The 15,805-nt window shown below is 40.7% G+C and carries 15 protein-coding genes; 5 read left to right on the forward strand and 10 right to left on the reverse strand.

Translation table 11 applies throughout. The annotated features are described in order from the left end of the window. Window positions 1-50: 50 nt before the first annotated feature. Both HMPREF1212_RS11625 and HMPREF1212_RS11630 read right to left on the reverse strand, forming a co-directional pair. Entirely contained in the window at window positions 51-551 is a 501-nt protein-coding gene (locus tag HMPREF1212_RS11625) for a thioredoxin-like domain-containing protein (protein WP_028729385.1), read from the reverse strand. 455 nt (window positions 552-1,006) lie between these two features. Next, the gene (locus HMPREF1212_RS11630; protein ID WP_028729386.1) at window positions 1,007-1,531 is read right to left on the reverse strand and encodes a hypothetical protein; all 525 of its coding nucleotides are present in this window, start codon (window positions 1,529-1,531) and stop codon (window positions 1,007-1,009) included. Between the two features lie 156 nt (window positions 1,532-1,687). On the opposite strand from HMPREF1212_RS11630, the gene serB reads away from it, so the two are divergent. From serB to HMPREF1212_RS11645, 3 genes are read left to right on the forward strand one after another with little or no spacing between them, the layout of a single operon-like run. Next, window positions 1,688-2,914 (forward strand): phosphoserine phosphatase SerB, encoded by a 1,227-nt coding sequence (gene serB / locus HMPREF1212_RS11635; RefSeq protein WP_046149466.1) that lies wholly within the window; start codon window positions 1,688-1,690, stop codon window positions 2,912-2,914. 16 nt (window positions 2,915-2,930) lie between these two features. Continuing rightward, complete coding sequence (locus tag HMPREF1212_RS11640; protein ID WP_028729388.1) at window positions 2,931-3,233, forward strand: Dabb family protein; 303 nt, start codon at window positions 2,931-2,933, stop codon at window positions 3,231-3,233. Window positions 3,234-3,250: 17 nt separating this feature from the next. Continuing rightward, window positions 3,251-3,724, forward strand: a complete 474-nt coding sequence (locus HMPREF1212_RS11645) for a C-GCAxxG-C-C family protein (protein WP_028729389.1) — start codon at window positions 3,251-3,253, stop codon at window positions 3,722-3,724. A gap of 4 nt (window positions 3,725-3,728) precedes the next feature. Here HMPREF1212_RS11645 and HMPREF1212_RS11650 read toward each other — a convergent pair whose 3' ends face one another. Then, window positions 3,729-4,433: an MgtC/SapB family protein gene (locus HMPREF1212_RS11650; protein ID WP_028729390.1), complete on the reverse strand. Its 705-nt coding sequence runs from the start codon at window positions 4,431-4,433 to the stop codon at window positions 3,729-3,731. Window positions 4,434-4,572: 139 nt separating this feature from the next. On the opposite strand from HMPREF1212_RS11650, the gene HMPREF1212_RS11655 reads away from it, so the two are divergent. Beyond that, the gene (locus HMPREF1212_RS11655; protein WP_046149467.1) at window positions 4,573-5,754 is read left to right on the forward strand and encodes an MFS transporter; all 1,182 of its coding nucleotides are present in this window, start codon (window positions 4,573-4,575) and stop codon (window positions 5,752-5,754) included. An 87-nt stretch (window positions 5,755-5,841) separates the two neighbouring features. On the opposite strand, the gene HMPREF1212_RS11660 is transcribed toward HMPREF1212_RS11655, so the two are convergent. The 6 genes from HMPREF1212_RS11660 to HMPREF1212_RS11685 all read right to left on the reverse strand — a co-directional run bounded on the left by HMPREF1212_RS11660 (window position 5,842) and on the right by HMPREF1212_RS11685 (window position 13,043). Beyond that, entirely contained in the window at window positions 5,842-8,001 is a 2,160-nt protein-coding gene (locus HMPREF1212_RS11660; RefSeq protein WP_046149468.1) for an alpha-galactosidase, read from the reverse strand. A gap of 96 nt (window positions 8,002-8,097) precedes the next feature. Beyond that, window positions 8,098-9,009, reverse strand: a complete 912-nt coding sequence (locus tag HMPREF1212_RS11665) for a dihydroorotate dehydrogenase (protein ID WP_046149469.1) — start codon at window positions 9,007-9,009, stop codon at window positions 8,098-8,100. Further along, complete coding sequence (locus tag HMPREF1212_RS11670; RefSeq protein ID WP_046149470.1) at window positions 8,997-9,779, reverse strand: dihydroorotate dehydrogenase electron transfer subunit; 783 nt, start codon at window positions 9,777-9,779, stop codon at window positions 8,997-8,999. Before HMPREF1212_RS11670 ends, HMPREF1212_RS11665 begins: the two co-directional genes overlap by 13 nt. Before the next feature lie 63 nt (window positions 9,780-9,842). Continuing rightward, window positions 9,843-10,292: a helix-turn-helix domain-containing protein gene (locus HMPREF1212_RS11675; protein WP_046149471.1), complete on the reverse strand. Its 450-nt coding sequence runs from the start codon at window positions 10,290-10,292 to the stop codon at window positions 9,843-9,845. 936 nt (window positions 10,293-11,228) lie between these two features. Then, on the reverse strand, window positions 11,229-12,251 hold the full coding sequence (holA, locus tag HMPREF1212_RS11680) for a DNA polymerase III subunit delta (protein ID WP_028729396.1): 1,023 nt from the start codon (window positions 12,249-12,251) through the stop codon (window positions 11,229-11,231). Window positions 12,252-12,266: 15 nt separating this feature from the next. Beyond that, on the reverse strand, window positions 12,267-13,043 hold the full coding sequence (locus HMPREF1212_RS11685; RefSeq protein WP_028729397.1) for an AMP nucleosidase: 777 nt from the start codon (window positions 13,041-13,043) through the stop codon (window positions 12,267-12,269). A gap of 57 nt (window positions 13,044-13,100) precedes the next feature. Between HMPREF1212_RS11685 and HMPREF1212_RS11690 the strand changes: the two genes are divergently transcribed. Then, window positions 13,101-13,556, forward strand: a complete 456-nt coding sequence (locus HMPREF1212_RS11690) for a type I restriction enzyme HsdR N-terminal domain-containing protein (protein WP_028729398.1) — start codon at window positions 13,101-13,103, stop codon at window positions 13,554-13,556. Window positions 13,557-14,501: 945 nt separating this feature from the next. On the opposite strand, the gene nqrF is transcribed toward HMPREF1212_RS11690, so the two are convergent. Then, a complete protein-coding gene (gene nqrF / locus HMPREF1212_RS11700; protein WP_081693398.1) occupies window positions 14,502-15,791 on the reverse strand; it encodes an NADH:ubiquinone reductase (Na(+)-transporting) subunit F in 1,290 nt (429 codons plus the stop codon). Window positions 15,792-15,805 lie beyond the last annotated feature (14 nt).

Here is a 15,805-nt window from a genome sequence, read left to right on the forward strand (position 1 = left end):
GAGCTGTTCTTGTTGGGTAGAACAGCTCTTTTTAAATAATAATCTACTGATTAAATCTTATTCATAACTTCAGTCAATTGATCCGGAGTCACATTTGCGGCGATGATCACTCCTTTGTCGTCAATCAGAAAGTTCTTCAAACCTTTTTGCAGGTTAAACTTTCCATACAACTCTGACTTTTTTCCCAGTTCTTCACGAAATTGCTTGGTGCCGCTAAGCTTGTCTGCCTTTACCGTCTCGGTAAAGATTGATTCTTTCTCGTCGAGAGAAACAGAATACATCGCAATTTTATCCGAACTTAGTTTATTAACTTCATTCCATAATTGAACGTTACGGGCCCGCGATTCAGCATCGTAAGCTGCCCAGAAATTCAGCAACGTGTAACGTCCGGAATGATTTTGGAAATTAATATTACTTTCATTTCCTAAAGACTCTATTCTCGGAGCCAGATCACCAGGATTAGTACCCACGGTAGGTCTTGCTTCTTTTGTTGCGGATGACATTGTTGCCAATGCAACCGTTACAATGAGAACATAAGCTCTTACCTTCATAATGTAATTTTTACGTTAAACTTAATCGGAACATAACCTCCTACGGATAATTACCGGTCTGCGGCGGCTCTTCTCTGTCATCCTTTATGTCCGATTCCTGATTTTCAGGAAGTAAACAAGTGTTTTTCCTTCGCTAAGGAGCCACTTTCTTGTTTTTAACGTTGGCAAAGATACGGGTAAAGAGTCTTTCCTTCCAAACGCAATAACATAATTCGAGTGAAATACAAGGTTTTTTATATGTTTTATTGCACGGAATTCCTGCAAAACAGGTGTTTTATAGCATATCGTTAACGATTATTTGCAGTTTAGCCAGGGGAAAAACAGGTGCTATTTTAACATGAAGAAGGGAGGGAAAAGTGATTTCCGGGTAAAACGAGTTATTTGATAGTGGTTCAAGATCATATATTTTCAACAAATAAAGTCCGATTATTCACCGGACTTTATCTTTTCTATTATTACAGTTTATCATAAGGAGAAGGCATCGGCACCCCTTCTTTGATATATTCATCATATACGACAGTCGGGTGATCCTGGGGAGAAGTGACGTTGTATTCTGCTTTGAAGTTGCCACGACGGAAGTTCTTCAACTTTAGGTTTTCCGTGCTATAAGTACGTAAAGTTTCCTTTTTATTCCCGGTCAGGGAACTTTCAACAACTACCGAGTCAAGAATATTCATCTTCGGCGTCAGTGTAGGAAGTAATGTCTGCTCCAACAATCCACGGTAGGCACCGATATACTCACACCAATTGGTATTGCCTTGTTCAAAAACACGATATGTGTAATTTGACCATGCGGTGCGGATATGAATCTCGTGTTCCCAAATCTCAACACATGCTTCAGAATCATAGTTAGGATCTTTAATCGTAACTCTCTCTAAAGCAGGTGTCTTTTCTACTACTTTTGTTTGCCATTTGTCTGAATGCCGTATTTCGGCAATAATCTCAGGCAGCTTTTCCTTAATTTCAAACTGAATTTTCATCTCGATTTGCCTGCCAGTCAGGACTTATTAAGGTTGCCAGGTTCTAAATTAAATATAACGCGTCTATAAAAATAACAATTCCATTTGAATTTTTGTTTATCCAAATGTAGAAATTTGCACATAACTTGTTTACCTTTGCCTTATAAAACAAAAAACATGGGACTAAAAGACGAAATTATACTGATAAATATAAACGGATCCGACCGCCCTGGGGTCACCGCCGCCCTAACCGAAATCCTGGCAAAGAATAATGCTGTTATCCTCGATATCGGTCAGGCCGATATCCATAATAACCTGTCGTTGGGTATTCTTTTCCAGAGTTGCGGAGGAAATTCGGGTGATATTTTGAAAGAGTTACTCTTCAAAAGCTATGAATTGGATGTAAATATCCGTTTTAATCCTATCACAGAGGAAGAATATACCAAATGGGTGAATATGCAGGGAAAGAACCGGTATATTATCACTATCCTGGGACGCATGCTGACGGCAAAGCAAATAGCAGGCGTAACCCGTATCGTTGCCGACCAGGGGATGAACATAGACGACATCAAACGTCTGACAGGACGTATCCCGCTGGATGAAAACTCACGTACGCCGAAGGCTAGTGTGGAGTTTTCGGTTCGTGGTACACCACGTGATAAGGAGCTGATGAAGGCCGAATTTATGAAACTCTCGTCCGAACAGGTGATGGATATTTCGTTTCAGGAAGAAAGTATGTATCGCCGTATGCGCCGTCTCATCTGTTTCGATATGGATTCGACCCTGATTGAAACGGAAGTGATCGACGAACTGGCCATCCGTGCCGGTGTTGGCGAGCAGGTAAAAGCGATTACCGAATCGGCCATGCGCGGAGAGATTGATTTCAGCGAAAGTTTCCGCCAGCGCTGTGCCCTGTTAAAAGGTTTGGATGTATCTGTCATGCAGGATATTGCAGAGAATTTACCGATCACGGAGGGTGTAGACCGTTTGATGCGCATCCTTAAAAAGGTAGGATTCAAGATTGCGATCCTTTCCGGAGGATTTACCTACTTCGGCAACTACCTGAAGCAGAAATACAATATAGATTATGTATATGCCAATGAGCTGGAAGTGGTAGACGGCAAGTTGACCGGACGCCATATCGGAGATATCGTCGACGGCAAGCGAAAAGCAGAATTGCTTCGCCTGATCGCCCAGGTCGAGAATGTGGATATCCGTCAGACCGTGGCTGTTGGCGACGGAGCTAACGACTTGCCAATGATCAGCATAGCGGGCTTGGGAATTGCTTTCCATGCCAAGCCCAAGGTGAAAGCAACCGCCAAACAGTCGATTTCGACGATTGGCCTGGACGGAATATTATATTTCCTGGGATACAAAGATTCATATTTGGAAGAACAAATGTAATTAAATAAAAGCGTTTATGATAAGACACATTGTAATGTTTAAACTGACTGAGTTTGCAACTCCGGCCGACAAACAGGCTAAAATGCAGGAAATAAAAACAGGTTTGGAAGCTTTGATCGACAAGATCGACGTATTGCGTATGATCCGTGTCGACTTCAATGTAAATCCGGAAGAAGCCTGGGACGTTATTCTTACAACGGAACTCGACTCACTGGAAGATGTGAAGACATATGCCACTCATCCTGAACATGTGGCCATCTCGAAAGGCATTATCGGCCCGGTAAAGGCTGACAGAGCTTGCGTGGATTACGAATATTAATTAAAGATTATTCCTTTATGAAGGAGTTTGATATTGAACAGCGGGTACAAGCCGCTGTTCAGAATTTCGAGTCGGGGTACAACTGTGCACAGTCTGTATTCCTTGCTTATTCGGATGTATTCGAGCTGGATCTGAATATGGCAAAACAGATGTCTGTCTCTTTCGGTGGTGGTGTTGGCCGTATGCGGGAAATATGTGGTACAGTAAGTGCTATGGCTATGCTAGCCGGATTCAAATATCCTGTATTGGATCAGAATGATCAGGAAGCGCGGACAAAGAATTATGCGATGGTGCAGAAAATGTCTGAGATGTTCAAGGAAAAGCACGGTACGATCATTTGCCGCAGTCTTTTACCTGCTGCTGAAGCCAGCCAGACAGCTCCCGCTCCTTCCGAAAGAACATCGGAATATTATGCAAAACGTCCTTGCAGCAAATATGTGGAAGAAGCTGCTCGCATAGCAGGCCGGATGCTGAAAAACGAATTGGATTGATGGCTCAGGCCATCAATCTTATTTGAGAAACATATCCCAACGTTCTTATTTCACTGAACAAATTCATGTAGGAGGATTGTGCCTTAACATTCACTTTATAAGTAATGACTGCCTTATTCAGCTCAAACAGAGACTCGAACGAAACACTTACAATATAAATATTCTTCTCTTCCAAGATCTTACGGACAGCCTTCAGATCCGGGGTTGCAGTAGTACAAGTAATAGTCAGTATCTTATTTACTCCATTCAGGAACATTCTTTTCTCCAGTTTTTCAAGACTGACCAGTATCACTAATGTAAGACCCGTACCGATCAAGGCCGGAACATACATCCCCGCTCCTACGGCTAACCCGATAACGGCAACGACCCAGATACAAGCAGCCGTAGTCAATCCATGAATACTGCCGTGACTTTGCATGATCGCTCCTGCTCCCAGAAAACCTATTCCGGTAAGTACCTGGGCAGCAATACGCCCCGGGTCTCCATTCAAAAAATTCGGATAGCATTGCGGTATCCAGATAGAAATAAGCATCGCTGCCGCCGACCCCATACAGATCAGGGTAAACGTACGCATTCCGGCTTCACGACGGCGGAACTGGCGCTCTATACCGATAATAGCGCCTAACAGGAAACTGACAAAGAGTTTTACAGCCGCAGTAGTCGGCGTAATGGTTGTATTTTGAAGTATCTCGTTAATGTGATCCAACATATATTTTCTGTTTTAGTTATTGGCAAATATAACTAATTATTTGAATATCTCCATATACTTGACGAAGCTATATCATGCATTGAAAAGGCTTCGGTTATTCAAATTTTTGGGGTAAATTTGCCGGACTAAAAAGTAATGTATGAAACAAGTTTTAAAAGAAAACGGAGGCCTTCCTCCTTTAATCCTATGGACATTATCTATTGTAGCCGGTATATCGGTAGCCAACCTTTACTATAATCAGCCACTTCTCAATATGATACGTCAGGAGCTCGACGTATCTGAATTTACAACCAACCTGATCGCTATGGTTACGCAGATTGGTTATGCATTGGGATTATTATTTGTTGTGCCATTGGCCGATATGTATAAACGTAAGAAGATTATCATTACGAACTTCTCCATTTTGACCATATCATTGCTAAGTATTGCCCTGGCCCCCAATATTCATGTTATTCTTATTGCTTCTTTGTTTACCGGGATCTGCTCCATGATACCGCAGATATTTATACCTATAGCTGCCATATACTCGAAACCGGAGAATAAAGGGCGAAATGTAGGACTGGTCGTGTCGGGGTTACTTTCCGGAATATTGGTATCCCGCGTAATAAGCGGACTGATCGGTGATTTGTTCGGTTGGCGGGAAATGTATTATATCGCTGCCGGATTAATGGTCGTATGCGGCATTGTTGTGATAACGGTATTACCGGATATACAGCCAACCTTTAAAGGCAGGTACTCGGAGTTGATGAAATCCTTGTTGTCATTGCTGAAAGAATTTCCTGCACTGAGGGTTTACGCAGTCCGCTCCGGATTAGCCTTCGGATCTTTTCTGGCTATGTGGTCGTGTCTGGCATTCAAGATGGGACAGGCTCCTTTTTTTGCCGGTAGCGATGTTGTCGGGATGCTGGGACTTTGTGGTATGGCCGGGGCATTATCGGCATCTCTTGTCGGGAAATACGTTAAGAAGGTGGGAGTCAGACGTTTCAACTTCTGGGGATGCGGATTGATATTGCTTGCCTGGTTATTGCTTTATGCTGGAGGAAACTATTATATCTCTATTGTTGCCGGTATTGTCATTATCGATATAGGTATGCAATGTATCCAGTTAAGTAACCAGTCGAGTATTTTTGAATTATGTCCGGCTGCTTCCAACCGTGTCAATACGATCTTTATGACTACTTATTTTGTCGGTGGCTCGCTGGGTACTTTCCTTTCCGGAACAGCCTGGCAACTATTCGGTTGGGCGGGAACAGCCTGCGTCGGAGTACTTCTTTGCTGTGCCTCTTTATGCGTAACTTTACTGTCGAAGGAAAAGAGATAACGATCCGGATTTTTATAAGTGATAAAACAAAAACGGAGAGGCTTAATCTGATAAGCCTCTCCGTTTTCATTTAAATAGTATGCTGAATTACTTCACTTTCGAAACTTCAATAACCCGGCTTGCCAGTTGTCTGCCGGAAAATACCGGAATACCGACCTTCATCAACAATTCGCCGGAGAACGTTTTTCCGTCACATTTCAGTATTGACTTCGTACCCGGAATAAGATTGATCTCCTTTATTTCATATTGAGCATCCGGATTTAATCCCTGTAAACGAACTGGTTGCAACATTTCACCATAGCGAGGATGGATATCGAATGCAAAGAGAACAGCTTTATCTGTCGTTTCATTGACATACATAACCGCCGAGTGATTTCCTTCATAAGGAGAAACCAGACGATACAGGTCTCCACCCAGGATCGCAACACTTAAGCGGTTGAAATTCTGTACAGCTCCTTTGCAATATTCCTGTTCTGCCGGAGTCATTTCATGTGTACGGATATCAAATCCCAACTTACCCATCATAGCAACATCTGTACGGAACTTAATGCCGGCACTCTTATTCCAGCTTGTAACGTGTGCAGCCATTGTCTTTGAAGGGAAGAAGTGAGAGTAGCCCCACTGGATAAAGATACGTTCTATCGGATCGGTATTATCGCTCGGCCAGAACTCTGTAAAGTATTTCAAAGCTTCATAATCAGTACGTCCGCCACCACCGGAACAAAGCATCATCGGCAGGTTGGGGTATTTTGCTTTAACACGTTCAAGTACATTATACAATCCTCTTACATGATCGATATAAAGATGAGACTGCTTGTCTTTCAGGTACGGAGAATAAATATTGGTGATTGGGCTATTGCAATCCCATTTAAAATAGGCGATACCCGGATATTTGGTCATCAGGTTGTCTACAATACCAAATACATAATCCTGCACTTCGGGGTTGCTAAGATCCAATACCAGCTGATGTCTGAAATAATACTCATCCCTGTTTGGCAGATGAATGACCCAATCCTTATGCTTTTCATACAATTCGCTCTTTGGATTTACCATCTCCGGTTCAATCCATAGACCGAATTTAATCCCTTTATCAGTAGCTTCCTTCACCAGTTTACCGATACCGTTCGGTAGTTTTTCTACGGTTTCATCCCAGTCTCCTAATCCCTGACGGTCACTGCTACGGGGATATTTATTGGCAAACCAGCCGTCGTCCAACAGGAACATATCGACTCCCAGTGTTTTAGCTTCATCCATAATGTCGACCAGTTTATCCTCGTTGAAATCGAAATAGGTAGCTTCCCAGTTATTCAGCAAGGTCAGACGTGATTTTTCGCCGTCTTTTACCTGATATTTACGTGCCCATCTATGAAAATCACGACTGGCTTTACCTTTTCCTTCGGCACTGAAGGTAAATATAAACTCCGGAGTGCGGAACAGTTCCTTAGGTTTTAGTGAATATTCTGAAGCATAGTTGTTTATACCAGAAAGGATACGTAATTTATTTTCGTTATCCACCTCAAATGTGAAACGGAAATTTCCCGTCCAACCGATGGTTCCGAAAAGAACTTCCCCTTCATTTTCTCTAGAATTTTCATTCAGGGACAGCAAAAAGAAGGGGGAATTGAACATATTTGCGCGGCTTCCCAACTTTGTATCCAATACTTTTTTACCAAATGAAAGCTGCTGTTCCGTCATATTTACTTCGTGTGCCCAATCTCCGGCAAATTCAGTCAAAAAATACTTTTCACTGTTTAAATGAAGTAGCGAAGAAGCATAGTTATAAAGCGTAACCGGCTTCTTCTCCTGATGTGAGATCTCCGTAAAAGACTTGATTATGTTCTCTTTTGCATAAGAGACAAAATGAAGATCGACTGTTACAGGATAAATATCATCCTTCAATTTAATAACTGTTTCTGTTACATCCGGCTGAAGTTGTTTAGTCTCATAAGAGACATATTTAAGAAGTAATGAAGGGTTGCCGTCATTATGCAAAACACGGATAGCCGGTTCGAAATAATCTTCCATACCGTGTGTAATATAGGCTTCACCACCCAGGTGAAGCTGATCGATATCACTACTGAACCGAAGTTTCTGACCTAGATACGATTGGTACAAACGTCCATTATCGCCTACCTTATATATAAGGCTGATATTCTCGGTCGAGATTGGAATTACAATTTTATCACTGGCTTTCAGCGATATAGATATGACCAATAGGCATATCAAAGAGAATAGTCTGTTTTTCATGTTCCTTTTTTACTTGATTGTGGTCTATATATACTAAATATAAAACGAAGAAAAGTGCCTGTTTTGGTTTGAACAGACACTTTTTCTATTGAAATATCATGCTTCTAAAGCTCCGATAAGTTCTTTTGCAGACTTAAATCCGTGTCTGTCGAGATATTCATTCATGCCATCGATCACTTTCACGGATACGGTCGGATCGACAAAATTGTATGTACCTATCTGTATTGCCGTAGCTCCCGCCAACATAAATTCGACGGCATCTTTCCAGTTTGAAATACCGCCCAAACCAATGATTGGTATTTTTACTGCTTTATATGTTTGCCACACCATACGCAGGGCAACCGGCTTTACGCAGGGCCCGGAAAGACCACCGGTTATTGTAGATAATATCGGTTTACGTTTCTCTGCATCGATAGCCATTCCAAGCATAGTATTGATCAGTGAAACAGAGTCGGCACCTTCGCCTTCGACCGCTTTGGCTATCTCTGTAATGTCAGTCACATTAGGAGAAAGTTTTACAATAAGGGTCTTCGGATAAACCTTGCGGACAGCCTTCACAACTTCAGCCGCACCGCAGGTTGTTACGCCAAAAGCCATACCGCCTTGCTTCACATTCGGGCATGAAATGTTAAGTTCGATAGCTGGTATTTTATCCAGTTCGGCTATCTTTTCTGCACATTCCACGTAGGTTTCCACAGACGATCCACTCACATTTACGATCATGTGGGTGTCGATATCCTTGATTTCCGGATAGATATTATCTACAAAATATTGTGCCCCTTTGTTCTGTAAACCTACGGCATTCAACATTCCGGAAGGAGTTTCCGCCATACGCGGATACAAGTTTCCTTCACGTGGTTGGATAGTCGTACCTTTTACAAAAATACCACCCAGTCTGGAGATATCCATAAAGTCAGAATATTCAACTCCGTATCCAAAAGTTCCGGAAGCAGTCATTACCGGGTTTTTTAACTGCAATTCTCCTATGTTTACATTTAACTCAGCCATGTCAATTTTTCTATATTAAATACGGGACCTTCAGTACAAACACATACATGACCTTTCTGAGTCTTTTCTACACAACATAGGCAAGCACCTATACCACAAGCCATTGTGTTTTCTAAAGAGACTTCGCATGTGATCGCTTCCGCAGCAGCATATTTAGCTACAGCAACCATCATCGGTTTAGGTCCACAGGTGTAAATTCTGTCAAAATGAACGTTTTTCAATATGGAATGGTTTGTTACATAACCTTTTTCACCCAAAGAGCCATCTTCGGTAGTTATGTGAACAGTTCCTATTTTATTAAACTCATCCAGTTGTAACACATCGTCTTTCGAACGCGCTCCCAATAGGAAAACCGGCTCAAAACCGGCATTCTTCAATGTAGCTCCCAGGCATAACATAGGAGCCGTGCCCACACCACCACCAATTAACAGAAGCTTTTGGTTTTTATCTTCTTTTGCCGGTATTGTAAAGCTGTTACCTAGCGGCAACATAATATTTACAATATCTCCGGGGCGGTATTCTGCCATACGACGAGTTCCATCACCAACCAACTGGATAAGCAACCATAATTCATTGGTTGTTTTATCTACAAAGTTAATTGAAATAGGTCGGCGAAGAAATGTTGTAGGAGAGTTATCCACAAGAACCTGAACGAACTGACCGGGAAGCATTTCCGGCAAAGTGTCGTCACAGGTCAACTTTAGCAGGCAATAATTTTTATGAAGGCGGTTGTTTTCAGTAACCTTCATATCTAACATGTACTTCTTCATATAATATGATTACTCAATTTCTATACAAAGATACATGAATAAGACGTAATCCCCAATGTTCGCTTAGTCTTTCTTGTTTTTTTCGGGAGTAAAAGTCTCAAATGTATTATCCGAATAAAATATCATTATCTTGCTTACATTTCTGGATGTCTTTTCAGGATATACAATCTGTTCAATTACAGGAGGTTTAGGGGAGTTTACAGGTGTCTCAACCCTGATTTCCTTGCGATATTCGGGAGTTTCCTGCCCATCGGACAGATTTATCGCCGTATTTGTAAACAAATCAGGCTCAGTTAACACATGTTGACGTATCATATTACCTTTACCGAATAGAAGCCAGTCGGAATCTACATAAGTAAACCGTTCCAGTATCTTAACCAGCACATCCAGACTCGGATTATTTCTTCCAGATATAATATGTGACATAGCTGAACGTTGGATGCCGATTGCTTCAGCAAATTTAGAAGGAGTCAATCCTTCATGTTCCATTACTGTTAGAATACGATCTTTCATGACTAAAAAACGATTTTTTATCGAAAATTACTGCCAATATGTCTGTTTACACCAGTATAATATAGAATTATACACCGATACAAATATAAATCATTATTTTCAATTGTGCAATTTATAATTATAACAATAAACCAATACATATGTAACCACGCCGTTACACATCTAACGATCACTTCTGTAAACCTATTTAATTGCAGTAAAATAGAGCTAAACTTAAACTTATGATTTAAATAAATAAAACACTGTAATATAATGCATTATGGATTTATTTTTATCTGATTTTACACGAAAATTTACATTAATATGCGATTATATTAGAATAAATTAATGTAAACAATCGGTATTTCGTTATAAAAGCCTGGCTTTTGACCTTTTATCATATATATTGACTATAACAGTATTTAAACCTATTTTTATTGATTTATATTAGTAATGTAACTTGATACAAATGTATAAACCAAGTATACGAAACATAAGTAACCACTCTACCCCTGTATTGTTACACAAATGTATCTAAATACATTTGTAACCACCTATTATTTTGTTATAATTGTGATCACGCATCTAGTTCATCTAAATCACTTCTGTCAAAATGTCCTACTTCATTCTCATTCTTTTATTCAAAAGCATATACTTTTGTATCATATCCCCTAAAACTTGATTTTTAGATGATATTTGTATACATCTGTACAGAAAGAAAGAAATATTAAATTCTCAGAGGGGTAATTTGCATACTCAATAATTGAAAAACAAAAAGCAGAAGGTAGTTTTCCTTGTTCAAGTTTTGGTTCGTTCCAGAAAAATAGCCTTGAAAAAGTCACAGAATAGCAATACTTGGGCAGGTTCTTAAAATCAGATGCACATATAACGAAAATTGCCTGCGCACATAATCAGAATTTAGTGCGCAAGCAATTTTATCGTATTCGTGAATTTGTATTAATGAAGAATTTTGTAAAGTAATTCTTTTAGAAGATCCGCATCAGAGACAGAAGTGTTTTCTACTCCTTTCGATCTGGCATCAGTTGTCCGGATATCACTGATCAGATTAAAAACTTTCATTGCCGGATAATTTCTAAGTCCGGTCATATAATCTTTCACCTGAAAAGTACCCCGTAAACCTAGTGCTGTCATTATACCTGTCTCCGATCTGTCTTTGGTGTAGTAGCAAATCAGCAGGTTTGAGAAATAGTTAAAAATTACAGGAAGGGTCATCTGTATCGGATTGCTTTTAGGATTTTTCTCGAAGTATTGAGCTATCCGGTTTGCTTTTAGTACATCTTTCACTGCAAGTGCTTTTATCAGCTCGAAGTTATTGTATTCTTTGCTTATTCCGATATTCTGTTCTATCAACTCCGGAGTGATGCGTTTTGCGGCCTTTTCCGGCAAGATCAGCGCCAGCTTGTCTAATTCCTTATTGAGACGACTTAAATCGTTTCCAAGGAAGTCTGAGAGCATCTGAGCGGCCTTGGGATCGATCCCAATAGAACGCTGTTGCATAAACGAGACGATAAACGCCGGCATTTTATAATCCGGAATCTTTTTCGATTCAAATAAAATGCCTGTCTTGTCTGTAGCTGAAGCCAATGTTTTCCGCCTGTCCAAAGTTTTGTATTTGTAATTAATAACCAGAACTGTCGATTTAAGCGGACTTTTTACGTAATTGGTCAGCAACTCTATATCACGAACCAACTGAGCTTCGCGAACAACCACCAACTGATATTCCGACATCATCGGGAATCGGCGGGCGGCATTTATGATCATGGCTGCATCTGTGTCTGCACCATACATGATCATCTGGTTAAAATCTTTCTCGGATTCAGACAACACATTCTCCAGGAGCAAATCTGTTATCCGATCCATGAAAAAAGGTTCTTCACCCATTAGGATATAGACAGGTTGAAACTTCTTAGCTACTATATCCCGGCATATTTCTTCAAACGTATTTTCTTTTTTTGCCATAATAGAACTTTAATATTACCAACTGAAGCGAATATGACGAACCGTTTTCTTATCATCGATGATCTGACGGAGAGCTTCTATTCCAAGTTTTACATGTTCAGGAGCAAAGTTCTGGGTAACTATCCGGTCGCTGGCTTCAGTCTTCACCCCATCTTCTTCCATCGGTTTATCAGAAATCATCAATAAGGCTCCGGTAGGAATCTTATTGGCGAACCCGGCAGTTAGCAAAGTGGCCGTCTCCATATCGATTCCGGTAGCATGCGTACGTTTCAGGTAATCTTTAAACGCCGTATCATATTCCCAGACACGACGATTGGTAGTATAGATCGTTCCAGTCCAGTAATCTTTTCCCTTATCGCGAACCGCAGAAGATATAGCACGCAACATTGAAAAAGCAGGAAGAGACGGGACTTCGGGTGGCAAATATTCGTTGGAAGTACCTTCTCCCCGAATGGCAGCGATCGGCAAAACATAATCTCCCAGATTATTGGCCGCTTTCAAGCCACCGCATTTTCCAAGGAACAGGACAGCTGTCGGGCTGACTGCCGACAACAGATCCATAACAGTCGCTGCATTCGCACTTCCCATACCGAAGTTAATGATCGTAATCCCTTTGGCCGATGCGTTAGGCATCGAACTTTTCAATCCCAGAATAGGAACATCAAAATGTTCGGCAAACAGCTCGACATATTTGGTAAAGTTAGTGAGTAAGATATACTTATCAAAATCTTCCAGTTTACGCTCCGTATAACGGGGTAACCAATTTTCAACGATTTCTTGTTTTGTTTTCATAAATCATTACCTTTGAGGGTAGAATTATAGTGCATATATAAACGACAAATATAGTAAATGCTATCATTAAACCTGCCATCATTCGCCGCGAAAGTAAAGGAAAAAGACGGGAAGCCCGTCATATTCGATCCGGTACGCCGCAAATATGTAGCCTTGACTCCCGAGGAATGGGTACGTCAACATTTTGTGAATTATCTGGTGACGGACAAAGGATATCCAAAAGAGCTCCTGGCCAATGAAGTTCCTGTGAAACTGAACGGAACAGCCAAGCGCTGTGACACGGTTGCATACAACCGCTTTTTAGCCCCTTTAATGATCGTGGAGTATAAAGCCCCTACCATAGAGATAACGAGCGCCGTATTCGACCAGATAGTGCGTTATAACATGGTCTTGCACGTACGTTACCTGACAGTCAGCAACGGCATCAGTCATTTCTGTTGCAAGATCGATTACGAAAATCTAACTTATTCTTTTCTGGAGGGAATTCCCGAATATGGTATTCTGGAGGGATGAAAATTGAAAGGAAAAGGCAATAACATTATTCTTATTTGCCTGAAATATAGAACAGACAATAAGCACTTAAGTTTTTCCACAAAGCCTCTCCCCTTATCCTTCAGCGTCTTTCTGCCGGATAAGGGTTCATCAGCCCAATCGATACCTGGAATTTCTTATCAAGTATCTGTAACGTGTTGTATGAGGAATAATGATTCCCTTATACGCCGTCAGTCCGTCCTGTCTCCCCGCAAAAACAGTATCAGATGCAACCGGAGTAATATGGATCACATTATTAATTTGAGGTAATTTATTTAGTTCACCTGAGAATACAGGCAAACACAGAAAAACCAATACTCCAAAGAGCATGGTTATCCAAAGATCAGAAGTATATATAGTGATAAATGAATGCAGCATTTCCGTATGTTAACAATTATACGGAACAAACATAGCAATATTTATTTAATAAACAAACTTTTATCGAATAAATATTGCTATTAAGAGTAGTTTTCTTAAACAAATATTATAACGCGTACGCAGTTCTGTCGCGATATATTTCGATAGAATCAATTCTCTGCGTATCAGTTTTTTGAATATACACAGAATTGTCAACACCGTGGATGGGCTGCTGAATCTCCTCTTTCTCGTTAAAAAGAAGAGAATAACCTAATATTACTGCGAAAAAAGATAGAATCAACGACTTCATAATCTTGCTCAATTTTTATGTCTATATTAGCTAAGATGTAATAACAACGGGAAATGCTGCACGATATTACATGAAAAAGTATATTTTCTCTATTTTTTCTTTAGAAAAGGAGTTGATTTTCATCTTTTGAAAAAGCGTAAAGATTTGTACCAATGAATTTTATATTAATTTTCAATGAAGGAAACACTAAAAACAAAAAAAGGGAAGAAATTATTTATTTCTTCCCTTTTTATCTATTAAGGCTTGTGAATAACCTCTATTTATGCACCGAAGTCATCAAAATGTAACATTTCGCGAGGCACACCCAGATTGTCAAGCATATTTTCTACAGCTTTCGACATCGGGCCAGGACCACACATGTAGTATTCGATATCTTCAGGAGCTTCATGATCTTTCAGATAAGTATCATAAATTACCTGATGAACGAATCCTGCAGTGTACTTCACACCTGCTGCATCAGCTGCAGGATCAGGACGGTCAAGTGCCAGACGGAACTCGAAGTTCGGGAATTCTTTTTCAATTGCCAGGAAGTCTTCCAGATAGAATACTTCATTCAATGCACGTGCACCATAGAAATAAGTCATCTTGCGATCTGTAGTCTTCAATGTCTTAGTCATGTGCATGATCTGAGCACGCAACGGAGCCATACCGGCACCACCGCCGACCCACATCATTTCTCTCTTAGAGTCGAAGATCGGATGGAAATCACCGTAAGGGCCACTCATAATTACCTTATCACCCGGTTTCAGGGTAAAAATATAAGAAGAAGCGATACCCGGCATGATATCCTGGAAGCCAGGACCCTGATCTTTCGGTTTGAAAGGAGGAGTTGCGATACGTACAGTCAACATGATACGGTCGCCTTCTGCAGGATAGTTAGCCATAGAGTAAGCACGGATAGTCGGTTCTGTGTTCTGACATTTCAAACCGAACAAACCGAAGTTCTTCCATGCAGGAAGATAGCCGTCACCGATCAGATCTTTATCAATATCTTTATCATAATCCATCGAATATGCAGGGATCTTGATTTGTGCATAAGAACCCGGGACGAAGTCCATGTGTTCACCCTTAGGCAATGCCACGATAAACTCTTTGATGAAAGTTGCCACGTTCTTGTTGCTGATCACTTCGCATTCCCATTCTTTTACACCGAATACTTCATCAGGAACTTTGATCTTGATATCTTCTTTTATCTTAGTCTGACATCCCAGTCTCCAATGATCCTTGATCTGTTTACGAGAAAAGAAACCAACTTCCGTAGGAAGAATATTTCCACCACCTTCAGGCACCTGACAACGGCACTGACCACAGCTACCGCTACCACCACAAGCAGATGAAAGGAAAATACCTTCGCTCTGAAGTGTATTCAATACGGTTCCACCGATGGGAACATCGTATTCCTTCTCTCCGTTAACAACCATCCTCACATTGCCCGATGGTATTAATTTTGCTTTCGCAAATAAAAGCGCACCTACAAGGATCAGTGTAATCACCAGGAATACAACTGCTCCCACCGCAATGGTAAGTCCGCCCGACATTAATATAATCATCTTTATTTTTGTTT

This window comes from Parabacteroides sp. HGS0025, assembly GCF_000969845.1.
In the GTDB taxonomy this organism is placed as follows: Bacteria; Bacteroidota; Bacteroidia; order Bacteroidales; family Tannerellaceae; genus Parabacteroides; species Parabacteroides gordonii.

What these genes read in the sequence shown, in the direction of transcription:
- holA (WP_028729396.1), bottom strand. Translation starts at nt 12,251, where the DNA reads ATGGCAAAAAAAGAAAATACGTTTGAAGAAATATGCCGGGATATAGTA.
- serB (WP_046149466.1), top strand. Translation starts at nt 1,688, where the DNA reads ATGGGACTAAAAGACGAAATTATACTGATAAATATAAACGGATCCGAC.
- HMPREF1212_RS11675 (WP_046149471.1), bottom strand. Translation starts at nt 10,292, where the DNA reads ATGAAAGATCGTATTCTAACAGTAATGGAACATGAAGGATTGACTCCT.
- HMPREF1212_RS11690 (WP_028729398.1), top strand. Translation starts at nt 13,101, where the DNA reads ATGCTATCATTAAACCTGCCATCATTCGCCGCGAAAGTAAAGGAAAAA.
- HMPREF1212_RS11665 (WP_046149469.1), bottom strand. Translation starts at nt 9,009, where the DNA reads ATGGCTGAGTTAAATGTAAACATAGGAGAATTGCAGTTAAAAAACCCG.
- HMPREF1212_RS11655 (WP_046149467.1), top strand. Translation starts at nt 4,573, where the DNA reads ATGAAACAAGTTTTAAAAGAAAACGGAGGCCTTCCTCCTTTAATCCTA.
- HMPREF1212_RS11630 (WP_028729386.1), bottom strand. Translation starts at nt 1,531, where the DNA reads ATGAAAATTCAGTTTGAAATTAAGGAAAAGCTGCCTGAGATTATTGCC.
- HMPREF1212_RS11660 (WP_046149468.1), bottom strand. Translation starts at nt 8,001, where the DNA reads ATGAAAAACAGACTATTCTCTTTGATATGCCTATTGGTCATATCTATA.
- nqrF (WP_081693398.1), bottom strand. Translation starts at nt 15,791, where the DNA reads ATGATTATATTAATGTCGGGCGGACTTACCATTGCGGTGGGAGCAGTT.
- HMPREF1212_RS11640 (WP_028729388.1), top strand. Translation starts at nt 2,931, where the DNA reads ATGATAAGACACATTGTAATGTTTAAACTGACTGAGTTTGCAACTCCG.
- HMPREF1212_RS11670 (WP_046149470.1), bottom strand. Translation starts at nt 9,779, where the DNA reads ATGAAGAAGTACATGTTAGATATGAAGGTTACTGAAAACAACCGCCTT.
- HMPREF1212_RS11625 (WP_028729385.1), bottom strand. Translation starts at nt 551, where the DNA reads ATGAAGGTAAGAGCTTATGTTCTCATTGTAACGGTTGCATTGGCAACA.
- HMPREF1212_RS11645 (WP_028729389.1), top strand. Translation starts at nt 3,251, where the DNA reads ATGAAGGAGTTTGATATTGAACAGCGGGTACAAGCCGCTGTTCAGAAT.
- HMPREF1212_RS11685 (WP_028729397.1), bottom strand. Translation starts at nt 13,043, where the DNA reads ATGAAAACAAAACAAGAAATCGTTGAAAATTGGTTACCCCGTTATACG.
- HMPREF1212_RS11650 (WP_028729390.1), bottom strand. Translation starts at nt 4,433, where the DNA reads ATGTTGGATCACATTAACGAGATACTTCAAAATACAACCATTACGCCG.